Source organism: Janthinobacterium sp. GW822-FHT07A03 (assembly GCF_058798815.1).
The window spans coordinates 434,736-452,078 of record NZ_JBXAKW010000001.1; the positions used below are offsets into that span (position 1 = coordinate 434,736).

General features: G+C 63.7%; 10 protein-coding genes. 6 read left to right on the forward strand and 4 right to left on the reverse strand.

Annotated features, from left to right (window positions below):
* Positions 1-621 precede the first annotated feature (621 nt).
* On the reverse strand, positions 622-867 hold the full coding sequence (locus tag AC1RJW_RS01980; RefSeq protein WP_493043024.1) for a hypothetical protein: 246 nt from the start codon (positions 865-867) through the stop codon (positions 622-624).
* A gap of 275 nt (positions 868-1,142) precedes the next feature.
* Here AC1RJW_RS01980 and AC1RJW_RS01985 point away from each other — a divergent pair, with 275 nt between their 5' ends.
* From AC1RJW_RS01985 to AC1RJW_RS02005, 5 genes are all read left to right on the forward strand, one after another.
* On the forward strand, positions 1,143-2,543 hold the full coding sequence (locus tag AC1RJW_RS01985; RefSeq protein WP_493043025.1) for an aminotransferase-like domain-containing protein: 1,401 nt from the start codon (positions 1,143-1,145) through the stop codon (positions 2,541-2,543).
* Between the two features lie 369 nt (positions 2,544-2,912).
* A complete protein-coding gene (locus AC1RJW_RS01990) occupies positions 2,913-3,215 on the forward strand; it encodes a hypothetical protein (protein WP_493043027.1) in 303 nt (100 codons plus the stop codon).
* Positions 3,216-3,357: 142 nt separating this feature from the next.
* Positions 3,358-3,639 carry a hypothetical protein gene (locus AC1RJW_RS01995; RefSeq protein WP_493043029.1) on the forward strand — a complete coding sequence of 94 codons (282 nt, stop codon included), beginning with the start codon at positions 3,358-3,360 and terminating at the stop codon, positions 3,637-3,639.
* 250 nt (positions 3,640-3,889) lie between these two features.
* Positions 3,890-5,902 carry a S9 family peptidase gene (locus AC1RJW_RS02000; RefSeq protein WP_493043030.1) on the forward strand — a complete coding sequence of 671 codons (2,013 nt, stop codon included), beginning with the start codon at positions 3,890-3,892 and terminating at the stop codon, positions 5,900-5,902.
* 180 nt (positions 5,903-6,082) lie between these two features.
* On the forward strand, positions 6,083-6,376 hold the full coding sequence (locus AC1RJW_RS02005) for a DUF6916 family protein (RefSeq protein WP_493043033.1): 294 nt from the start codon (positions 6,083-6,085) through the stop codon (positions 6,374-6,376).
* Positions 6,377-6,460: 84 nt separating this feature from the next.
* Here AC1RJW_RS02005 and AC1RJW_RS02010 read toward each other — a convergent pair whose 3' ends face one another.
* From AC1RJW_RS02010 to AC1RJW_RS02020, 3 genes are read right to left on the reverse strand one after another with little or no spacing between them, the layout of a single operon-like run.
* Positions 6,461-6,994 carry a phage tail protein gene (locus AC1RJW_RS02010; protein WP_493043035.1) on the reverse strand — a complete coding sequence of 178 codons (534 nt, stop codon included), beginning with the start codon at positions 6,992-6,994 and terminating at the stop codon, positions 6,461-6,463.
* Between the two features lie 47 nt (positions 6,995-7,041).
* Entirely contained in the window at positions 7,042-7,575 is a 534-nt protein-coding gene (locus tag AC1RJW_RS02015) for a phage tail protein (protein ID WP_493043037.1), read from the reverse strand.
* Positions 7,576-7,605: 30 nt separating this feature from the next.
* Positions 7,606-8,136, reverse strand: a complete 531-nt coding sequence (locus AC1RJW_RS02020) for a phage tail protein (RefSeq protein WP_493043039.1) — start codon at positions 8,134-8,136, stop codon at positions 7,606-7,608.
* A gap of 503 nt (positions 8,137-8,639) precedes the next feature.
* On the opposite strand from AC1RJW_RS02020, the gene AC1RJW_RS02025 reads away from it, so the two are divergent.
* Positions 8,640-17,297 carry a putative Ig domain-containing protein gene (locus AC1RJW_RS02025; protein WP_493043041.1) on the forward strand — a complete coding sequence of 2,886 codons (8,658 nt, stop codon included), beginning with the start codon at positions 8,640-8,642 and terminating at the stop codon, positions 17,295-17,297.
* Positions 17,298-17,343 lie beyond the last annotated feature (46 nt).

Below are 17,343 nucleotides of genomic sequence, written 5' to 3' on the forward strand. Positions count from 1 at the left end.
CTTATTTAGCTTGTGGAAAGCCGCATAAATATTAGTCATTTGCATTACACCGCTTCAGCGGCTTTTTTCCGGAATTGAGCACGGCGTGCATGAGGTAGTGAGACGTGAAAAACAGCCGCGAAAATGTATAATTCTCGAAGAAAAAACGCCGAAACATGCGGGCTTGAGTACCTATCGAAAAGTACTGTATATTATACGATTCACCCCCAATATGTAGCATCCATGCGGGTTCGGGCTAAGTATCATCGAGCATGGGGTGCATGGGGTCGGAAGTTCGAATCTTCTCGCCCCGACCATTAGATTCAAGGAGTTACAGCGCAAGCTGTATCAAAACCCGGCACTGTATATTAGATAATTGTCTAATATCGGTGTCGGGTTTTTCCGTTTACGCGACGTATGATTTCATTGCTGCATGGCGATGTCCGCTATCGGCCTGGCGCGTTGAAGAGCGCCAGTTGCGCATGCGATTTCCACGATTTGCCGCTGTCTCGGCAAACAAAAGGCGGAGGCGGCGATGACGGGACGTCAGGACGTCAGGACGTCAGGACGTCAGGCGAGCTGCCCGAGCCGCAGCGGGCAATTGCTGCCGCATCAGCGGATATCGGCCGGTATTCCTTGCCGTCAAGGCAGGGTCATGTCCAGACCGACCATCCTGACGACGAAGAAGGTGACGATCCCCAGGGCCAGCAGCAATAGCGCGAAGACGCCCACCACCTTGCCGCTCGCGCGCAGCACTGCGCGATTCTGCTTCGCCTTGTCCTTATCCTTCTTCCCTTGATCGTAATGCCACTTGATGGCGAAGAACATGCCCGTGGCGAGCACGAGAGCCTTGAACGTCACGAAGACTATAGGGGTCCAATCGATCATTTTGCGTATTTCCAGTCTATTACTTGACACTATCTATCGTGAGGAGCACTTCCTCAACACGCTGCTTCAGCAGCTTCTGTTCACACCATCTCCCAGGCATCCTGTTTGACTCTTTCATTATATCTACTATGAAATAAGCATGGCATCGAGCGCCGTGAATTGCCGAATGATGCAGTTGAGAGAAGAGAAAACGTCAGCGACTGCCATGCAAGGATGGTGTTGCTGCACGTTCTGATGCATACTACTTGAAAACAATTTCCATACATTAGGACAAAATGTCCCAGATAAAAACCATACAAGATGAGCATTTGACTATCTGGTTGCCGCGCCTGGCCGGGAACAAAGGGCCCCGTTTCTTGCAGATTGCGGATGCCTTGCAGGCGGCGGTGGCAGACGGATCGGTGAAACCGGGCGAGCGCCTGCCGACGCAGCGCCAGTTGGCAGCACAGCTGGGCGTTGACCTGACGACGATCACGCGCGCATACGACGAAGCCAGGCGCCGCCACTTGCTGGAGGGCCGCGGCGCCCGGGGCACGTATGTCGCCGCGCCGAAAGTCGAATTGACCGCTATCCTCGACCTGAGCATGAACACCCCGCCACCGCCGGAGGGCGTGGACTTCGACGACATGCTGAAACAAGGTTTGTCGCAAGTATTGATGCGGGCAGATAATGAATTGCTGATGACTTACCACCTGGGCGGGGGAAGCGATTCCGACCGCAAGGCTGGAGCCCATTGGCTGGCACCGATGTTCGGATACCTGGATTTTCGACAGCTTGTGGTCTGTCCGGGCGCGCAAGCGGCGATCGCCGCATTGATCCTTGCGCTGACGGAGCCTGGCGACGTGATCCTGGCGGAACCGACGAGTTATCCCGGCTTGCGTGCCGCAGCGAGCCAATTCGGCCGGCACGTCATTGCGGTGGAAGCGGACCAGCACGGGATGCTGCCCGGGATGCTCGAGGAAGCGTGCCGCCAGCACAAGCCTGGCTTGATCTATCTCAATCCGACCTTGCAGAACCCGACCGCCATCACCATGCCGGAACGCCGGCGCAAGGAGCTCGCCAGCATCGCGCAGCGCTGCAATGCACGCATCGTCGAAGACGATCCCTACTGGCTCCTCGCCGATGCTCCGCCGCCGCCCATTGCCACGTTTGCCCCGGAACACGTGGTCTACATCTCGACCCTGTCGAAATGCCTGACGCCCGGCTTGCGTGTCGCCTTCGTGCTGCTACGCGACCCGATTGAACGCGAACGTTTCCTGGTCGCGCTACGGTCCTTTGCGCTGATGGCCGCTCCGCTGACGGCCGCACTGGCCACGCAGTGGATACTCGACGGTTCGGCTGACGGGTTGATGGCAGGCGTACGCAACGAGGCGCGCCTGCGCCACCGGATGGCGCGCGATATCCTGGCGGGGCGGTACCGCGGCTGTGGCGACGGCCTGCATGTATGGCTCGAGTTGCCCGCATATTGGAGCTCCTCGCAGCTTGCGCGCGCAGCCGCCAGCGCCGGCATCGCAGTTACGCCGGCCGAGGCATTCGCCACGGGCAACGCATCGGTGAACGCCATCCGGATCTCTTTGGGGTGCATCCAGGACCGTGGACGCCTGCAGGCAGGTCTGCAACGGCTGTCTCATCTGCTTGCGCGGCGGCCCGAGTCGTTCAGCGCTGCCGTGGTTTGACTGTCCAGGAAACACGGTGCTTCATCCGGGGATTCTCTCAACCTCGAACCGAGGCCGGAGCGGGTATTGGCGCCGCTTTTTTGCGCCGGGAACACGGACTGGCTGATCAGTCCATACATGATTTCCAAGTCACGGGCGCTCACTTCGGCACTGTCAGAAGTGACGCCGATATCGACGGCCTGGATTGGCCTGGCGTTCTGTTATCGATGCAGAATTGATTTATCCCAAGTCATTGAACCAGCAAGCGAGCAACAATCATATTTCCTCGTCACATCTTGTGGCGTGTATGTCCGAGGCCCGTGTCGTCAGCGATGCTATTCCTCATATCCTCGGCATTTCCATGCATATGGTCACCTGTTGAAGTCCATCATGCTGGAGCTTCAACCGCAAGATAAGCGCGGCTACTTCATGCTGCCCCAGGTGCCTGAAGGGGCGGGCTATTACGTTTATGGAAATGTGGGCGGCAGGCTCAATACCGGTCACCTGGCCCAGTATGCTCCCCCCAACCTGATGACGCTTATCCTGTGCATTGAGCGTGAGTGGCAAGCGATTGACGAGCGTAAATTGGCATCGGTAACATCAGTCTCGCCGGCGGCGCCGAATATGATGGCCACGTCACGCATCAGAGGGGACTTGAAATGGATATCCGGCCCGTCCGGAGGGACAAGCTGACAGGGCCGGCGGCGCGATTGATGCGTTTTGATCCTGCCTATGATCGTGAGGCAACGATCAGGAGGTATGCGTGAATTTTCGCAGAGCGGGAATTGTTGGCGCATGCGCACTGATTTCGTTGGCACAGTCTGCCGAGAGGAGCGTGGAAACGGCTGAAGCCAAGGCTCTCAGCGGCCGTCAGGTGTACGGCGGCAGTCTGGCCGAGATGCTGCCGCCGACACCGAACGACCGCCATGTCTCATTCCGGTTCAAAGGGCAGACTGCCCGGGATTTGTTCAATGGTATCGGGCCTGACGTACGGCGCGAGCTTGCCTGTAGCAGCGACCCGGATTTCCGCCAGCGGCGCAGAAGGCATCTTTTGTGCGTCTACAGCAAGGAAAACGGCACACCTGCCTGCTCGGACCCGACCTGCGTACGGGCATGAGCGAGGCTGGCGGGGTTTGCTAGTCGAGCTGGCAATTGAGTGACCTGTCCGCCGCGTGCCCGACATCGCTGCAAGCTGCATCGCCATGGCTGCGCGGTGCACGCCAGCCAGCCCCCGTTTTCGCCATTCTGTCCCCCGATTTCCGTCCCCTGTCGCTGTCATCAACCTGGCAACACGGCTTTCGCCTATGATGGGCTGGCACGTGCACAATGATTATGTTTTCCCTTCATTCAACAACCATGAGGTGTCCATGATTCGCTATGTCCTGCCTGTCCTGTTGTTCGCCGGCGCACTGCCGGCGCACGCCCAAGCCCCCGTCAAGGAAACGCCGCTGATCGAGCGGGCCAAGCTGTTCGGCAATCCCAGCAAGTCCGGTGGCAAGCTCAGCCCCGATGGACGTTGGCTGTCGTGGATCGCGCCGCGCGATGGCGTGCTCAATGTGTGGGTGGCGCCGGCCGGCGACCTGGCGCAGGCGCGGCCGCTGACGGAAGAAAAGTTGCGGCCCATCCGCAGCAGCTTCTGGTCGCCCGATTCGACAACCCTGCTGTTCATCCAGGACAAGGGCGGCGACGAGAATTTCCTGCTGTACGGCGTGAACGTGGCGACCGGCAAGCAGATCAATTACACGCCGTTCGAGAAGACGCGCGTGCGCATCGTCCAGATCAGCAGCAAGGTCAAGGACCGCATCCTCGTCGGCATCAATAACCGCGATGCGCGCTGGCACGACGTGTACAGCCTGGACCTGGCCAGCGGCAAGCTGACCCTGGTGCAGCAGAACGATGGCTATGGCGGCTACCTGGCCGATGAATTGCTCAACTTGCGTATCGCCAGCAAGGCGCGCGCCGATGGCGGCATGCAGTATTTCCGCCTGACGGACGGCAAGGTCGAGAGCACGCCGCTGACCGAAGTCGGTCTGGAAGACTCGCAGACGACGGCACCGCTGGCGTTTACGGTCGATGGCAAGACTTTGTACTGGACCGATTCGCGCGGCCGCAATACGTCGGCGCTGCTGGCGCAGGACGTGGCCAGCGGCAAGACCACGGTCATGGCGCAAGACCCGCGCGCCGACATCGCCGATGCGCTGTACGACACGCGCACGGGCCGCGTGCAGGCCTATACGGTCAATTACCTGCAGCAGGAATATCTGCCGCTGGCGGACGACCTGAAAGCCGACCTGGCCTTCCTGAAGAAAAATACCCAGGGCCAGTTTACGGTGACGTCGCGCACCGATGCCGACGATAAATGGCTGGTGGCCGTCGATGCCGTCACGGCGCCGCCATCGAGCTGGCTGTACGAGCGCAAGACCAAAAAGCTCACGCAGCTGTACGTGACGCGTCCGGAACTGGAAGGAGCGCCGCTGGTGCCCATGTATCCACAGCAAATCAAGGCGCGCGACGGCCTGAACCTGGTGTCTTACCTGACCCTGCCGCAGGCGTCGAAGGCGAGCGCCGGCGGCAAGGCCACGCAGGCGGTGCCGATGGTGCTGCTGGTGCACGGCGGCCCGTGGGCGCGCGACACCTACGGCTACAACGGCTACCACCAGTGGCTGGCCAACCGCGGCTACGCCGTGCTGTCGGTGAACTACCGGGGCTCGACGGGCTTCGGCAAGCAATTCATCTCGGCCGGCGACCTGCAGTGGGGCCGCAAGATGCATGACGACTTGCTCGACGCGGTGCAGTGGGCCGTGCAGAGTGGCGTGACGAGCGCCGACAAGGTGGCCATCATGGGCGGCTCCTACGGCGGCTACGCCACCCTGGCCGGCATGGCGTTCACGCCGACGACGTTTGCCTGCGGCGTCGACATCGTCGGTCCGTCGAACCTGTTTACCTTGCTGCAAACCATCCCCCCTTATTGGGAAGCGGGCAAGCAGCAGTTCTACAAGCGCATGGGCGACCCGACTACGGAAGAGGGCAGGGCGCTGCTCAAGGAGCGCTCGCCGCTGAACTTTGCGCAGAACATCCAGCGCCCGCTGCTGATCGGCCAGGGCGCCAACGACCCGCGCGTCAACGTGGCGGAATCGGACCAGATCGTGGCGGCCATGGCGGCGAAGAATATTCCCGTCACGTATGTGCTGTTCCCCGATGAAGGTCACGGTTTTGCCCGGCCCGTCAACAACATCGCCTTCAATGCCGTGACGGAAAACTTCCTGGGCCAATGCCTGGCTGGCCGCGCCGAGCCGATCGGCGCCACCCTGAAGGCGTCCACCGCGCAGGTCAAGCATGGCGCCGAGTTTGCGCCGGGGCTGCAGGAGGCGATGCGCTAGGTGGCGAAAGCCGCAGGGCAGTTGCAGTGCTGGCGGCCGGGCTTGATGGTCCGGGCCGCCGCATTGCTGCCGGGTGCAGATGAGGAGAATTTCATGTCAAAAGCTGTGCCAGAGCGGCAATGCTTCCATTAGAATAAATCATTGCTTCAATCACGGCGCTCACGGAATGGACTACCTGCAATGATGACTGTATTGACTCTGGAACACTTCGCCACGTGCGTCAACGATACATTTGCCGCGGTTAGCGACGGGAATGCCGCTTTCATCCTGAAGGAGGTGCGTCCCTTGCCGTCCGCCACGCTGGAGGGCATGCTGCGCGCGCCGTTCAGCTTGGTGTTCCACAATCGTTCCCCCATCCTCTTCAGCCAAAAAATCTTTCAACTGCAGCATGATGCGTTGGGCGAAGTGGGCATTTTCCTGGTGCCGGTGGCACGTGACAGCGACGGTTTTCTGTATCAGGCGGTGTTCAACTGAGCGTGTTGCCGAAGGGCACAGACGCGGGGACAGGCAGGGCCAGGCGAGCGCCACGCTGGCGCCGCCCATGCACCTGTTCAAGTATCAATCAAATGCGGGAAACTCGCCTTGCAGGGCGATGCAGAAATTCAGCGCCAACATGGGCTGGCGGTTTTCGTGCGCCTGCCCGCCGCCCGCCGAGGCGACGGTCTGTGGCGAGAACGTGGTGTTGGGGGTGGTCGCCGGCACGAAGGCGTTCGTACCGGTGATGCTGGTCAGGCCATCGCCCGTTTGCGGCACGTTGCGTTGCAGGCTGGCATTGGTCTGGCGGCTCAATGTCAGTTGATGGGTGTGCACAGGGATCTGGGTGGCGCCCAGCTGGACCGTGTTGGTGCCGAACGTCTCGCCCATCACGCGCGAGGTGAGTCCCGGTCCTTGTCCCTGGCCGCAGGGCGCGCGTCCCGTGAAGTTGGGTAGCTGGAAGGTGTTGACCCCATCGCCGCCATATTGCGTGCCGATTAATGAAAACAGGGCGGCGTATTGGCGTATCTGCAGAGTGGCGCCGTTACAGCTGGCCCAGCCGTAAGGTGTGAAATTGAAAGCGAAGACTTGTATTTCGCCGAGGTATGGTGAGGACACGGTAGTTCTCCTGATCGGTTCTGTTGGCAGTGTATGCGTGCTGGCTGTTATTGCTGGGACGGGAAAATGCCTGCCCATGCGATGCAGAAGGATGCGGTCAGGGTCGGCATGGTGTTCTCATGCGGCAAGTTGCCGCCTGCGCTGCCCGTTGCCGCCGGCGCCAATGCATAGGTAGTGAGGCCAGTCAGACTACTGGTGTACATCTTGTCGTTACTGACCGGGGCCGCCAGTTGCGTGTTGACCGCTGGCGTATTCACCGTCGCCAGCGAGCTGAGCGCACTGACCACGTGCGTATGCGCGGGAAGCTGGGTCTGCAGCAAGGTCACCGTTTCGCTGCCGCTTTTTTGCCCCAGGACGCGTGGCGTCAGGCTAGGACCCGTACCCTGGTGCAGGGGAACCTGGCCGCGCAGGTCGGGCACGCCGAAGGTATTGACGCCGTCGCCGCCGTAGGTGGTGCCCAGCAGGGTGTACAGCACTTCGTTATTGGCGATCGGTTTCAGGCTGCCGTCGCAGGCAAACCAGCCGGAAGGAATACGGGGAAAGGAAAACAGGCGGATTTCGCCGACATAGGGTGTGGACATGACTATGCTCCGTGGGAAGTGGCTGGCACGTTAGTTGCGCGACGGGAAGATACCGCTCAGGGCGATATTGAAATTGAGTACCTGGAATGGCTGCATATTGTTATGCGCCAGGTTGCCGCCTGTCTGGGCCAGGGTCTGGCTGTTCAAGGCCACTTGCGGGCCCGCCGTGCCATAGATGGCTTCCGCGCCGCTGCCGCCGTACAGCGTGTTGGTCGGGTTCTTCGTGGTGCCGGGCGTGGTCGAGGCATTCAGCGCATGCGTATGCGCCGGGATCTCAGTCAGTGTCAAAGTGATAGCTTCCGCACCGGCACGCATACCGATCGGATAGGGCGCAGGTTGCCAAGAACCATCCACCGAAGCGCCTGCGCCGACAGGGGTGGTGCCCTGCAGGTTGGGCAAGGCGAAGGTGGTCGAGCCGTTGCCCCCGTAGTAGGTGCCCAGCAGTGCAAATAGCGCCTGATTCTGCGCAATTGGTAGCAATTGCCCGTTACATGCTGCAAACCCACGCGGCACAAAACCAAATCCGCTCATCATGATTTGTCCCAGATATACATCAGCCATCGTCGTTCTCCCACGGTTGCAATGTCATCAAATGCCAAATGGTTAACATTTTCCATTTGCAATCAATATTGTTTTTTGAAAAACCCTTTTTGTTATAGTTACTTTATTGAAATCTCGGAGTAGCATACGTTGTCATATGGCAAGCGTCAACATCTGTTGACCCTGTAGAAGAGCCTTGACAGGCCTGGCTTGCAGCCTGAATTCACGTTCCTTTTTTGTCTAAAAAACTGTGTATTGGAGAAAATATGTTGCGTACTAGCAACGATATCCTCGTCCGCCCGGCGTTTTCTTTTCTGTTTCATTTTTTTTCAGGAAACAAGGGGTGCATGCCAGGCCGTGCCGCTGACGGGCCGTCAGTGTCCGGCCGTTGCGTGCACTGGTTCGCTTCGCTGTGCCTGCTGGTGCTGGCGTTCGCCGCAGGCCCGGCACAGGCGGGGCCGAGCATAAAATGTCCTCCCAATCAGAGTTTTACCGTCGCCTCCGGCGGCTCCTATGTGATTGATATGTCAGTGTGCAGCAGTTTTGGCCTGACGGAAAACAACCCCGGGGCGCAGCACGGCACGATTACCGGCCTTGTCAACAACGGTACCGGCATCGCGACTTATATCAACAATGGCGACGGGGCGCTGTCCGACAGCTTTGTCCTGCTGGATGAGGATAGCCAGACAATGACGTTTACGGTGACCGTCCTGCCTGCCGCGGCGGCCTTTACCGTGTCGCCGGGCAGTTTGACGGCGCCCGTGATTGGCGTGCCGTACAGCCAGGCCATGTCGGCCAGCGGCGGTGTGGCCCCCTACACCTACGCGTTTGATTCCGGCACCTTGCCGCCAGGTATCACCGTGTCGTCGAGCGGCGTGATTTCCGGCACCGTGACGGCCACCGGCGCCTATGTGTTCGCCATCAAGGTGACGGACTCGACATCAGGCACGCCGCTGACCGTCACCAAGAATTATTCGGTGTCGATCGCGGTGCCCACCTTGTCCATCACCCCCACCACGCTGACGGCGGGTGGAATATCGACGCCCTACAGCCAGCAACTGAGCACCTCCGGCGGTACCGCGCCCTACACGTATGTGGTGGAATCGGGCTCCTTGCCACCGGGCCTGACCCTGTCGTCCAGCGGTTTGTTATCGGGCACGCCCAGCGCCATCAACACCTATAACTTTGTGATCAAATCGACGGATGTCACGGGCGGCAATGGGCCGTACAACACGTCCAGAAGCTACTCGATGGTGATCAACGCCCAGCCGCCGCCAACCATCACCGGCGTGTCGCCCGCCTCCGGCCCTACGGCCGGCGGCACGGCCGTCACCATCACCGGTACCGGCTTTACGGGCGTCACGGCGCTGAAGTTTGGCGCCAACAATGGCGTCAGCGTCACCGTCGTCAATTCCACGACCATCACCGCCACCTCGCCAGCCGGCAGTGCCGGCACCGTGAACGTGACCGTTACGGCGACCGGGGGCACCAGCGCCACCGGCGCCGCGAACCAGTTCACGTATATTCCTGCGCCAACGGTCACCAGCATTTCTCCCACGGCGGGTCCCTCCGCCGGCGGCACCAGCGTCACCATCACGGGCACTGGTTTTACCGGCGCCACGGCAGTGACCTTCGGCGCCACGGCGGCTACCGGCTTTACCGTCAACAGCGCCACGCAGATCACGGCGACGGCGCCTGCCGGCACCGGCACGGTAGACGTGCGCGTTACCACGGCAGGCGGCACCAGCGCTACCAGCGCGGCGGACCAGTACACCTTTGTGGCGTCACCGACGGTGACGAGCATTTCCCCGACTGCCGGCCCGGCCGCTGGCGGCACCACCGTCACCATCACCGGCACGGGTTTCGCCAGTACGACGGCGGTGACCTTCGGCGCCACGGCGGCGACCGGCTTCACGGTCAACAGTGCCACGCAGATCACGGCCACGGCGCCGGCCGGCACTGGTACGGTCGACGTACGCGTGACCACCATTGGCGGCACCAGCGCCACCAGCGCCGCCGACCAATTTACCTATGTCGCGGCACCAGCGGTGAGCAGCATTTCGCCCACCTCGGGCCCGGTTGGCGGCGGTACGAGCGTCATCATCACGGGCACGGGCTTTAGCGGCACCACGGCGGTGACCTTCGGCGCCACGGCGGCGACGGGCTTTACCGTCAACAGCGCCACGCAGATCACGGCGACGGCACCGGCCGGCAGCGCCGGCACGGTGGACGTGCGCGTCACCACGGCAGGCGGCACCAGCGCCACCAGCGCCGCCGACCAATTTACCTATGTCGCGGCACCGGCGGTCACCAGCATTTCTCCGACTGCCGGTGCGGCAACCGGCGGCACCACGGTCACTATCACGGGAACGGGATTTAGCGGCACGACGGCGGTGACCTTCGGCGCCACGGCGGCCACCGGCTTCACCGTCAACAGCGCCACGCAGATCACGGCGACGGCACCAAGCGGCACGGGCACGGTGGACGTGCGCGTCACCACGACGGGCGGCACCAGCGCCACCAGCGCGGCGGACCAGTACACCTTTCTGGCGGCACCTGCGGTGACGAGCATTTCCCCGACTGCCGGCCCGGCCACTGGCGGTACCACCGTCACCATCAGCGGCACGGGCTTTACCGGCGCGACGGCGGTCACTTTCGGCGCCACGGCGGCGACCGGCTTCACGGTCAACAGTGCCACGCAGATCACGGCCACGGCGCCTGCCGGCACTGGTACGGTCGACGTGCGCGTCACCACGCCAGGCGGCACCAGTGCCACCAGTGCGGCGGATCAGTTCACGTATGTGGGCGCACCGATCGTGAGCGGTATTTCCCCCACATTTGGTCCTGCAGGCGGCGGCGCCAGCGTCACCATCACCGGTTCGAATTTTAGCGGCACGACGGCCGTGACCTTCGGCGCCACGGCGGCGACCGGCTTCACCGTCAACAGCGCCTCGCAGATCACGGCGACGGCGCCGGCCGGCACGGGCACGGTGGACGTGCGCGTTACCACGGTTGGCGGCACCAGCAGCACCAGCGCCGCGGACCAGTTCACCTATGTGGCGGCACCCGTCGCCGGCGCCGTCAGTGCGACGGTGGCGTATGGCAGCAGCGCCAATCCGATCACCCTGGTCTTGAGCGGCGGTACCGCTACCTCGGTGGCCGTGGCGTCCGCTGCTGCGCATGGCACGGCGACGGCCAGCGGCACCAGCATCACCTATACGCCGACGGCAGGCTATGGCGGTCCCGACAGCTTTACCTACACGGCCACCAATGGCAGCGGCACGTCGGCACCAGCCACCGTGACGATCACCGTCGGTGCGCCGACCATCACGGTCGCGCCATCAACCGTGCCCGGCGCTACCGTGGGCGCGGCCTATAGTCAGAGCATCACCGCCGCGAACGGCCTGGCGCCGTACACGTATGCGATCAGCGCCGGCGCCTTGCCGGCCGGCCTGAGCCTGTCCGGCGGCGGTACGCTGTCCGGCACGCCGACAGCCGCCGGCACCTTCAACTTTACCGTGCGGGCCACGGACAGCTCGACGGGCAGCGGCCCGTACGTGGGCGCGCGCGCCTATTCGATGACGGTGGCCGCGCCGACGATTGGTATCACGCCGACGGTCATGCCTGCAATGACGGCAGGGGTCGCCTACAGTCAGAACATTGTCGCCAGTGGCGGAACGTCCGCGTACAGCTATGCCATCACCGGCGGCAGTCTGCCCACGGGTTTGAGCCTGGCGCCGGACGGCACTTTGTCCGGCACGCCGACGGCGGCGGGACCATATAACTTTACCGTCACGGCCACCGACAGCAGCACGGGCGTGGGTTCGCCTTACACGGGATCGCGCGCCTATTCCGTCACGGTGGCGGCTGGCGCGCCCATTGCCGGCGCCGTCAGCGCCACGGTGGCCTATGGCAGCAGCGCTAACCCGATCACCTTGAACCTGAGCGGCGGCGCGGCAACGTCGGTAGCGGTGGCCTCCGCCGCCAGCCATGGCACGACGACGATCAACGGTATCGGTATCAGTTATACGCCGGCGGCTGGATATGCCGGTTCCGACAGCTTTATCTACACGGCGAGCAATGGCGTCGGCACTTCGGCACAAGCTATCGTGACAATCACGGTCAGTCCGCCGGTGATCACGTTGGCGCCGGCGGCCTTGCAGGCGATGACGTTCGGCGTCGCTTATAGCGAGACCATCACTGCCAGTGGCGGGGCATTGCCGTATGGCTATGTCTCCAGCGGCAGCCTGCCGGCGGGCCTGAGCCTGGCGTCGAACGGCACCTTGTCCGGTACGCCGACGGCGGCAGGCGCGTACAGTTTTACCATCACGGCGACCGACAGCAGCACCGGTGCTAGCGCTCCGTTTACGGGGGCGCGCACCTATTCCGGCACGGTAGCGAACGTTGCGCCCATTGCCGGTAACGTCGACGCCACGGTGGCCTACGGCAGCACCGGCACGGCGATCCCCCTGAGCCTGACCGGCGGCGTGGCGACGTCGGTGACGTTGGCGTCTGCCGCCAGCCATGGCACGGCGACGGTCAACGGCATCGGTATCAGTTATACGCCGGCGGCAGGTTTTTCCGGGACCGACAGCTTCACCTACAAGGCCAGCAATACCGGCGGCACGTCGGCGGCTGCCACCGTGACGATCACGGTGACGCCTAGTGCGCCCATTGCCGGTAACGTCAACGCCACGGTAGCCTACGGCAGCACCGGCACGGCGATCCCCCTGAGCCTGACCGGCGGCGCGGCGACATCGGTGGCGGTGGTCGCCGCCGCCAGCCATGGCACGGCGACGGTCAGCGGCACGAGCATCGCATACACGCCGACGGCAGGTTATGCCGGTCCGGACAACTTTACCTATCAGGCCATCAACGCCGGCGGCACGTCCGCGACGGCGACCGTGACAATCACGGTCGGCGCGCCGACGGTGACTGTGACGACTAATAGCCTGCCGGCAATGATGGTTGGTACCGTCTACAGCCAGACCATCAGCGCTTCGGGCGGTACCGGCTCGTATGACTTTGCGGTCACTTCTAACACCTTGCCCGCCGGCCTGACCCTGAATCCGAACGGTATTTTGTCGGGTACACCGACGACCGCAGGCGCGTATGACTTTACCGTCACGGCGACGGACCACAGCACGGGCAGCGGTCCGTATGCTGGCACGATGCGCTACACGGGAACGGTGGCGGTGGCGCTGCCGGTGGCGGGCAACGTCAACGCTACGGTGCCATACGGCAGCGGCGCCACTGCGATCACCCTGAATCTGACGGGCGGCGCGGCGACGTCGGTGGCGGTGGCCTCCGCCGCGGCGCACGGCACGGCGACGGCCAACGGCACCAGCATCAGCTATACACCGACGCCAGGTTATGCCGGTGCCGACAGCTTTACCTATAAGGCTATTAATGCCAGCGGTACCTCGGCGCCCGCCACTGTGACAGTGGCGGTGGGCGTTCCCAGCATCAGTCTGACGCCGGCCACCTTGCCCAATGCCACAGCGGAAGCGGTCTACACGGCAACCCTGGCGGCGGCGGGCGGCACGGCGCCGTACACCTTCAGTGTCAGCAGCGGCACCTTGCCCGTTGGCCTGAGCCTGAACACGGCCACCGGTGTCCTGTCCGGCACGACGAATGTGGCCGGCAGCTTCCCTGTCAGCATCAAGGTCACCGACAGCAGCACGGGGACGGGGGCGCCGTTCAGCGCCACCAACAGCTATACCTTGGCAGTTGCTGCCCCCGTCATCGCGGTGACGCCAGGTACCTTGCCGGCGCCGAAAGTGGCCACGGCCTACAGCCAGCAACTGGCGGCCAGCGGCGGCGTCGCTCCGTATACCTATACGGTGTCGAGCGGCAGCCTGCCTGCCGGCCTCACCTTGAGCGGCAGCGGCTTGCTCAGCGGTACGCCAACGGCGGCCGGCAGCGTCACCTTGACCGTGCAAGCGGCCGACGCGCACCAGTTTACCGGCACGCAAAGCTATACCCTGGTGGTGTCGTCGGCCAATGTCAGTCTGACGCCGGCCACTTTGCCCAATGCCACGGCGGAAGCGGCCTACACGGCAACCTTGACGGCGGCGGGCGGCACGGCGCCTTACATCTTCAGTGTCAGCAGCGGTACCTTGCCTGCCGGCTTGACTCTGAATGCATCCACCGGCGTGCTGTCCGGCACGACGAATGTGGCCGGCAGCTTCCCTGTCAGCATCAAGGTTACCGACAGCAGTACGGGGGCGGGGGCGCCGTTCAGCGCCACCAACAGTTATACCCTGAGCGTTGGCGCGCCGGCCATCACGGTGACGCCAGGCACCTTGCCGGCAGCGACAGTGGCCACGGCCTACAGCCAGCAACTGATGGCCAGCGGCGGCGTCGCTCCGTATGCCTACACCGTGTCCGTCGGCAGCCTGCCTGCCGGCCTCACGCTGAACAGCAGCGGCTTGCTCAGTGGCACGCCGACGGCGGCCGGCAGTTTCACCGTGACGATGCAGGCGGAAGATGCACACCTGTTTGCCGGCACGCAAAGCTATACCCTGGTCGTGGCGTCGGCCACGGTCAGCCTGACGCCTGCCACCTTGCCGAATCCGACGGCGGAAGCGACTTACAGCGCGACCCTGACGGCGGCGGGCGGCACGGCGCCATACGCGTTCAGCGTCGGCAGCGGCACCTTGCCAGCTGGCCTGAGCCTGAATGCGGCCACCGGCGTGCTGTCCGGCACGACGAATGTGGCGGGCAGTTTCACGTTCGGCATCAAGGTGACGGACAGCAGCACGGGCGTGGGGGCGCCGTTCAGCGCCAGCAACAGCTACACGCTGGCCGTGGCGGCACCCGCCTTGAGCCTGGCACCGTCCAGCCTGGCCGCCATCCGTGCCGGTGATGCCTACAGCCAGCCATTCACGGCGGCCGGCGGCGTCGCGCCGTATGCGTATTCGGTGAGCAGCGGCGCCTTGCCGGCCGGCCTCGTGCTTGATGCCGCTAGTGGCGTGCTGAGCGGCACACCGACCGCGTTTGGCAGCTTCAGCTTCACCGTGCAAGCGAAAGATGCGCACCAGTTCACGGTGCAGCAAGCGCTGACCTTGCTGGTGAACCAGGCGCCGCCGCCCGTGGTCAATGAGTCGGGGACGACTTCGGCCAACCAGGAGGTGAGTCTGACCATTGATGCGGCCGACGGCAGTCCCATCACGGCAGTGACCATCGTCACGCCGCCCAGCCATGGACGGGTCGATATCGTTTCGTCGGCGCGCATGGCAGGTCTGGCACGCGGCGTCGCAGCAGCAGTAACAGCCCCTGCTGTCAGCCGCTTCATCGTCACCTATACGCCGAACAAGGATTACTTCGGTCCTGACAGCTTCAGCTATACGCTGACGGGCCCCGGCGGCGTATCGGCGCCGGCCACGTTCAGCCTGACGGTGGCGCCGCAGCCGGTGCCGGTGCCTGTTGCCAAGACGGCGACGGTACTGGCCGGCACGCCGGTAACCCTGCATGTGACGGAAGGCGCGACGGGCGGGCCGTTCACGGCAGTGGCCATCACCACGGCGCCTGCCAGCGGCACGGCGGTCGTCAATGGCATGGACATCGTCTACACGCCGGGCATCAATACCAGCGGCGACGTCAGCATTGGCTACACCTTGTCGAACGTGTTCGGCACCTCGGCGCCGGTGAAATCGACGATCACCGTCAATCCGATGCCGCAAGTGGTCAGCCAGAGCGTCACGGTGGTGGCCGGCCTGACGGTGACGGTCGACCTGACGGCGGGCGCCACGGGCGGCCCGTTCACGGCGGCGAATGTACTGAGCGTGGCGCCGGCGGAGGCGGGCAAGGTGGTGGTGCGCGACGCGGGCACGGCCGGCAAGCCGTCGTACCAGCTGAGCTTTGCGGCGTCGGGCAAGTTCTCCGGTGCGGCCGTCGTCAGCTACACCCTGAGCAATGCCTTTGCCACTTCGAAACCGGGCGTGGTCAACGTCACCGTGACGGCGCGCCGCGACCCGTCGGTCGATCCGGAAGTGATCGGCCTGCAGGCGGCGCAAGCCGATGCGGCGCGGCGCTTCGCCAGCGCGCAGCTGTCGAACTTCACGCAGCGCCTGGAAAGCCTGCATGGCGATGGCTGGGGACGCTCGAACTTTGGCCTGAGCCTGACGCCGCCGAACGACAGCGGTAATCCGACGGCGGCGCTGGCGCGCTGGCAGGAGCAGGAAGCGGACCGCGTCTTCGGCACGGCGGTGAAACCGTTCATGCGCAAGGCGGCCTTGCGCCAGCCTGACAGTGGTTTCAGCAGCGAGCGGCAGCAGGCGGACGTCAGCCAGGCCACGAGCGGCTTGCCGGACATGCCGCAGAAGCCGGACACGCAGAAGCAGGCGCTGGCGCTGTGGCTCGGCGGCGCGGTCGACTTCGGCCAGCACTATGTGAATGGCCGCGATACGGGCTTCCGTTTCCGCACCAATGGCGTCAGCGTGGGGGGCGATTACCGCCTCAGCGACCTGGCGACCCTGGGCGTGGGCGCCGGCTTCAGCCATGACCGCAGCGACGTGGGCCAGAACGGCAGCCGCAGCACGGCCGACAGCGCCGTGGCGGCCGTGTATGGCAGCCTGCGTCCGAGCAAGGGCGTCTTCCTCGATGGCGTGCTTGGCTACGGCACCTTGCAGTACGACGCTTCGCGCTACCTGTCCGATGGCAGCGGTTTCGCCACGGGCGAACGCGACGGCAAACAGGTGTTCGGTGCGCTGGTGGGCGGTATCGAGATGCGCCATGACACCTGGATGTGGTCGCCATATGGCCGCGTGGAACTGATGTCGGCCAAGCTCGACCCGTACACGGAGAAGGCGACGGGCATCAATGCCTTGAGCTACTTCAAGCAGACCGTGCGTTCGCGCATCGGCGCGCTGGGCGTGCGGGCCGAGGGCATCTATGTCGGCGGCCTGGGCACGTGGTTCCCGCGCGCGCGGCTCGAGTATCGCCACCAGTTCCAGGGCGCCGATGATGCGCGCCTGGCATATGCCGACCTGGTGGCCGACGGCCCCGTGTACGTGATCCGTACCGTGCCGCAGCAGACGGGCAACTGGGCGGCGGGGCTGGGCGTCAAATTGCTGCTGTCGAACGGCATGACCATCACCCTGGACTACAACAGCAATCTGAATATCGATAGCGGGCGTACCCAGTCGGTGATGTTCGGGATCGCCATGCCGCTCAAGTAATCAGTCACGCAGTCAGGCTAACCCTGATCGCCGGCCCGGGAGACAC

Excerpts from the sequence above, each read along its gene's own strand:
- AC1RJW_RS01990 (WP_493043027.1), top strand. The coding sequence starts at position 2,913 with ATGCTGGAGCTTCAACCGCAAGATAAGCGCGGCTACTTCATGCTGCCC.
- AC1RJW_RS02000 (WP_493043030.1), top strand. The coding sequence starts at position 3,890 with ATGATTCGCTATGTCCTGCCTGTCCTGTTGTTCGCCGGCGCACTGCCG.
- AC1RJW_RS02020 (WP_493043039.1), bottom strand. The coding sequence starts at position 8,136 with ATGGCTGATGTATATCTGGGACAAATCATGATGAGCGGATTTGGTTTT.
- AC1RJW_RS02015 (WP_493043037.1), bottom strand. The coding sequence starts at position 7,575 with ATGTCCACACCCTATGTCGGCGAAATCCGCCTGTTTTCCTTTCCCCGT.
- AC1RJW_RS01980 (WP_493043024.1), bottom strand. The coding sequence starts at position 867 with ATGATCGATTGGACCCCTATAGTCTTCGTGACGTTCAAGGCTCTCGTG.
- AC1RJW_RS02005 (WP_493043033.1), top strand. The coding sequence starts at position 6,083 with ATGATGACTGTATTGACTCTGGAACACTTCGCCACGTGCGTCAACGAT.
- AC1RJW_RS02025 (WP_493043041.1), top strand. The coding sequence starts at position 8,640 with ATGTCAGTGTGCAGCAGTTTTGGCCTGACGGAAAACAACCCCGGGGCG.
- AC1RJW_RS01985 (WP_493043025.1), top strand. The coding sequence starts at position 1,143 with ATGTCCCAGATAAAAACCATACAAGATGAGCATTTGACTATCTGGTTG.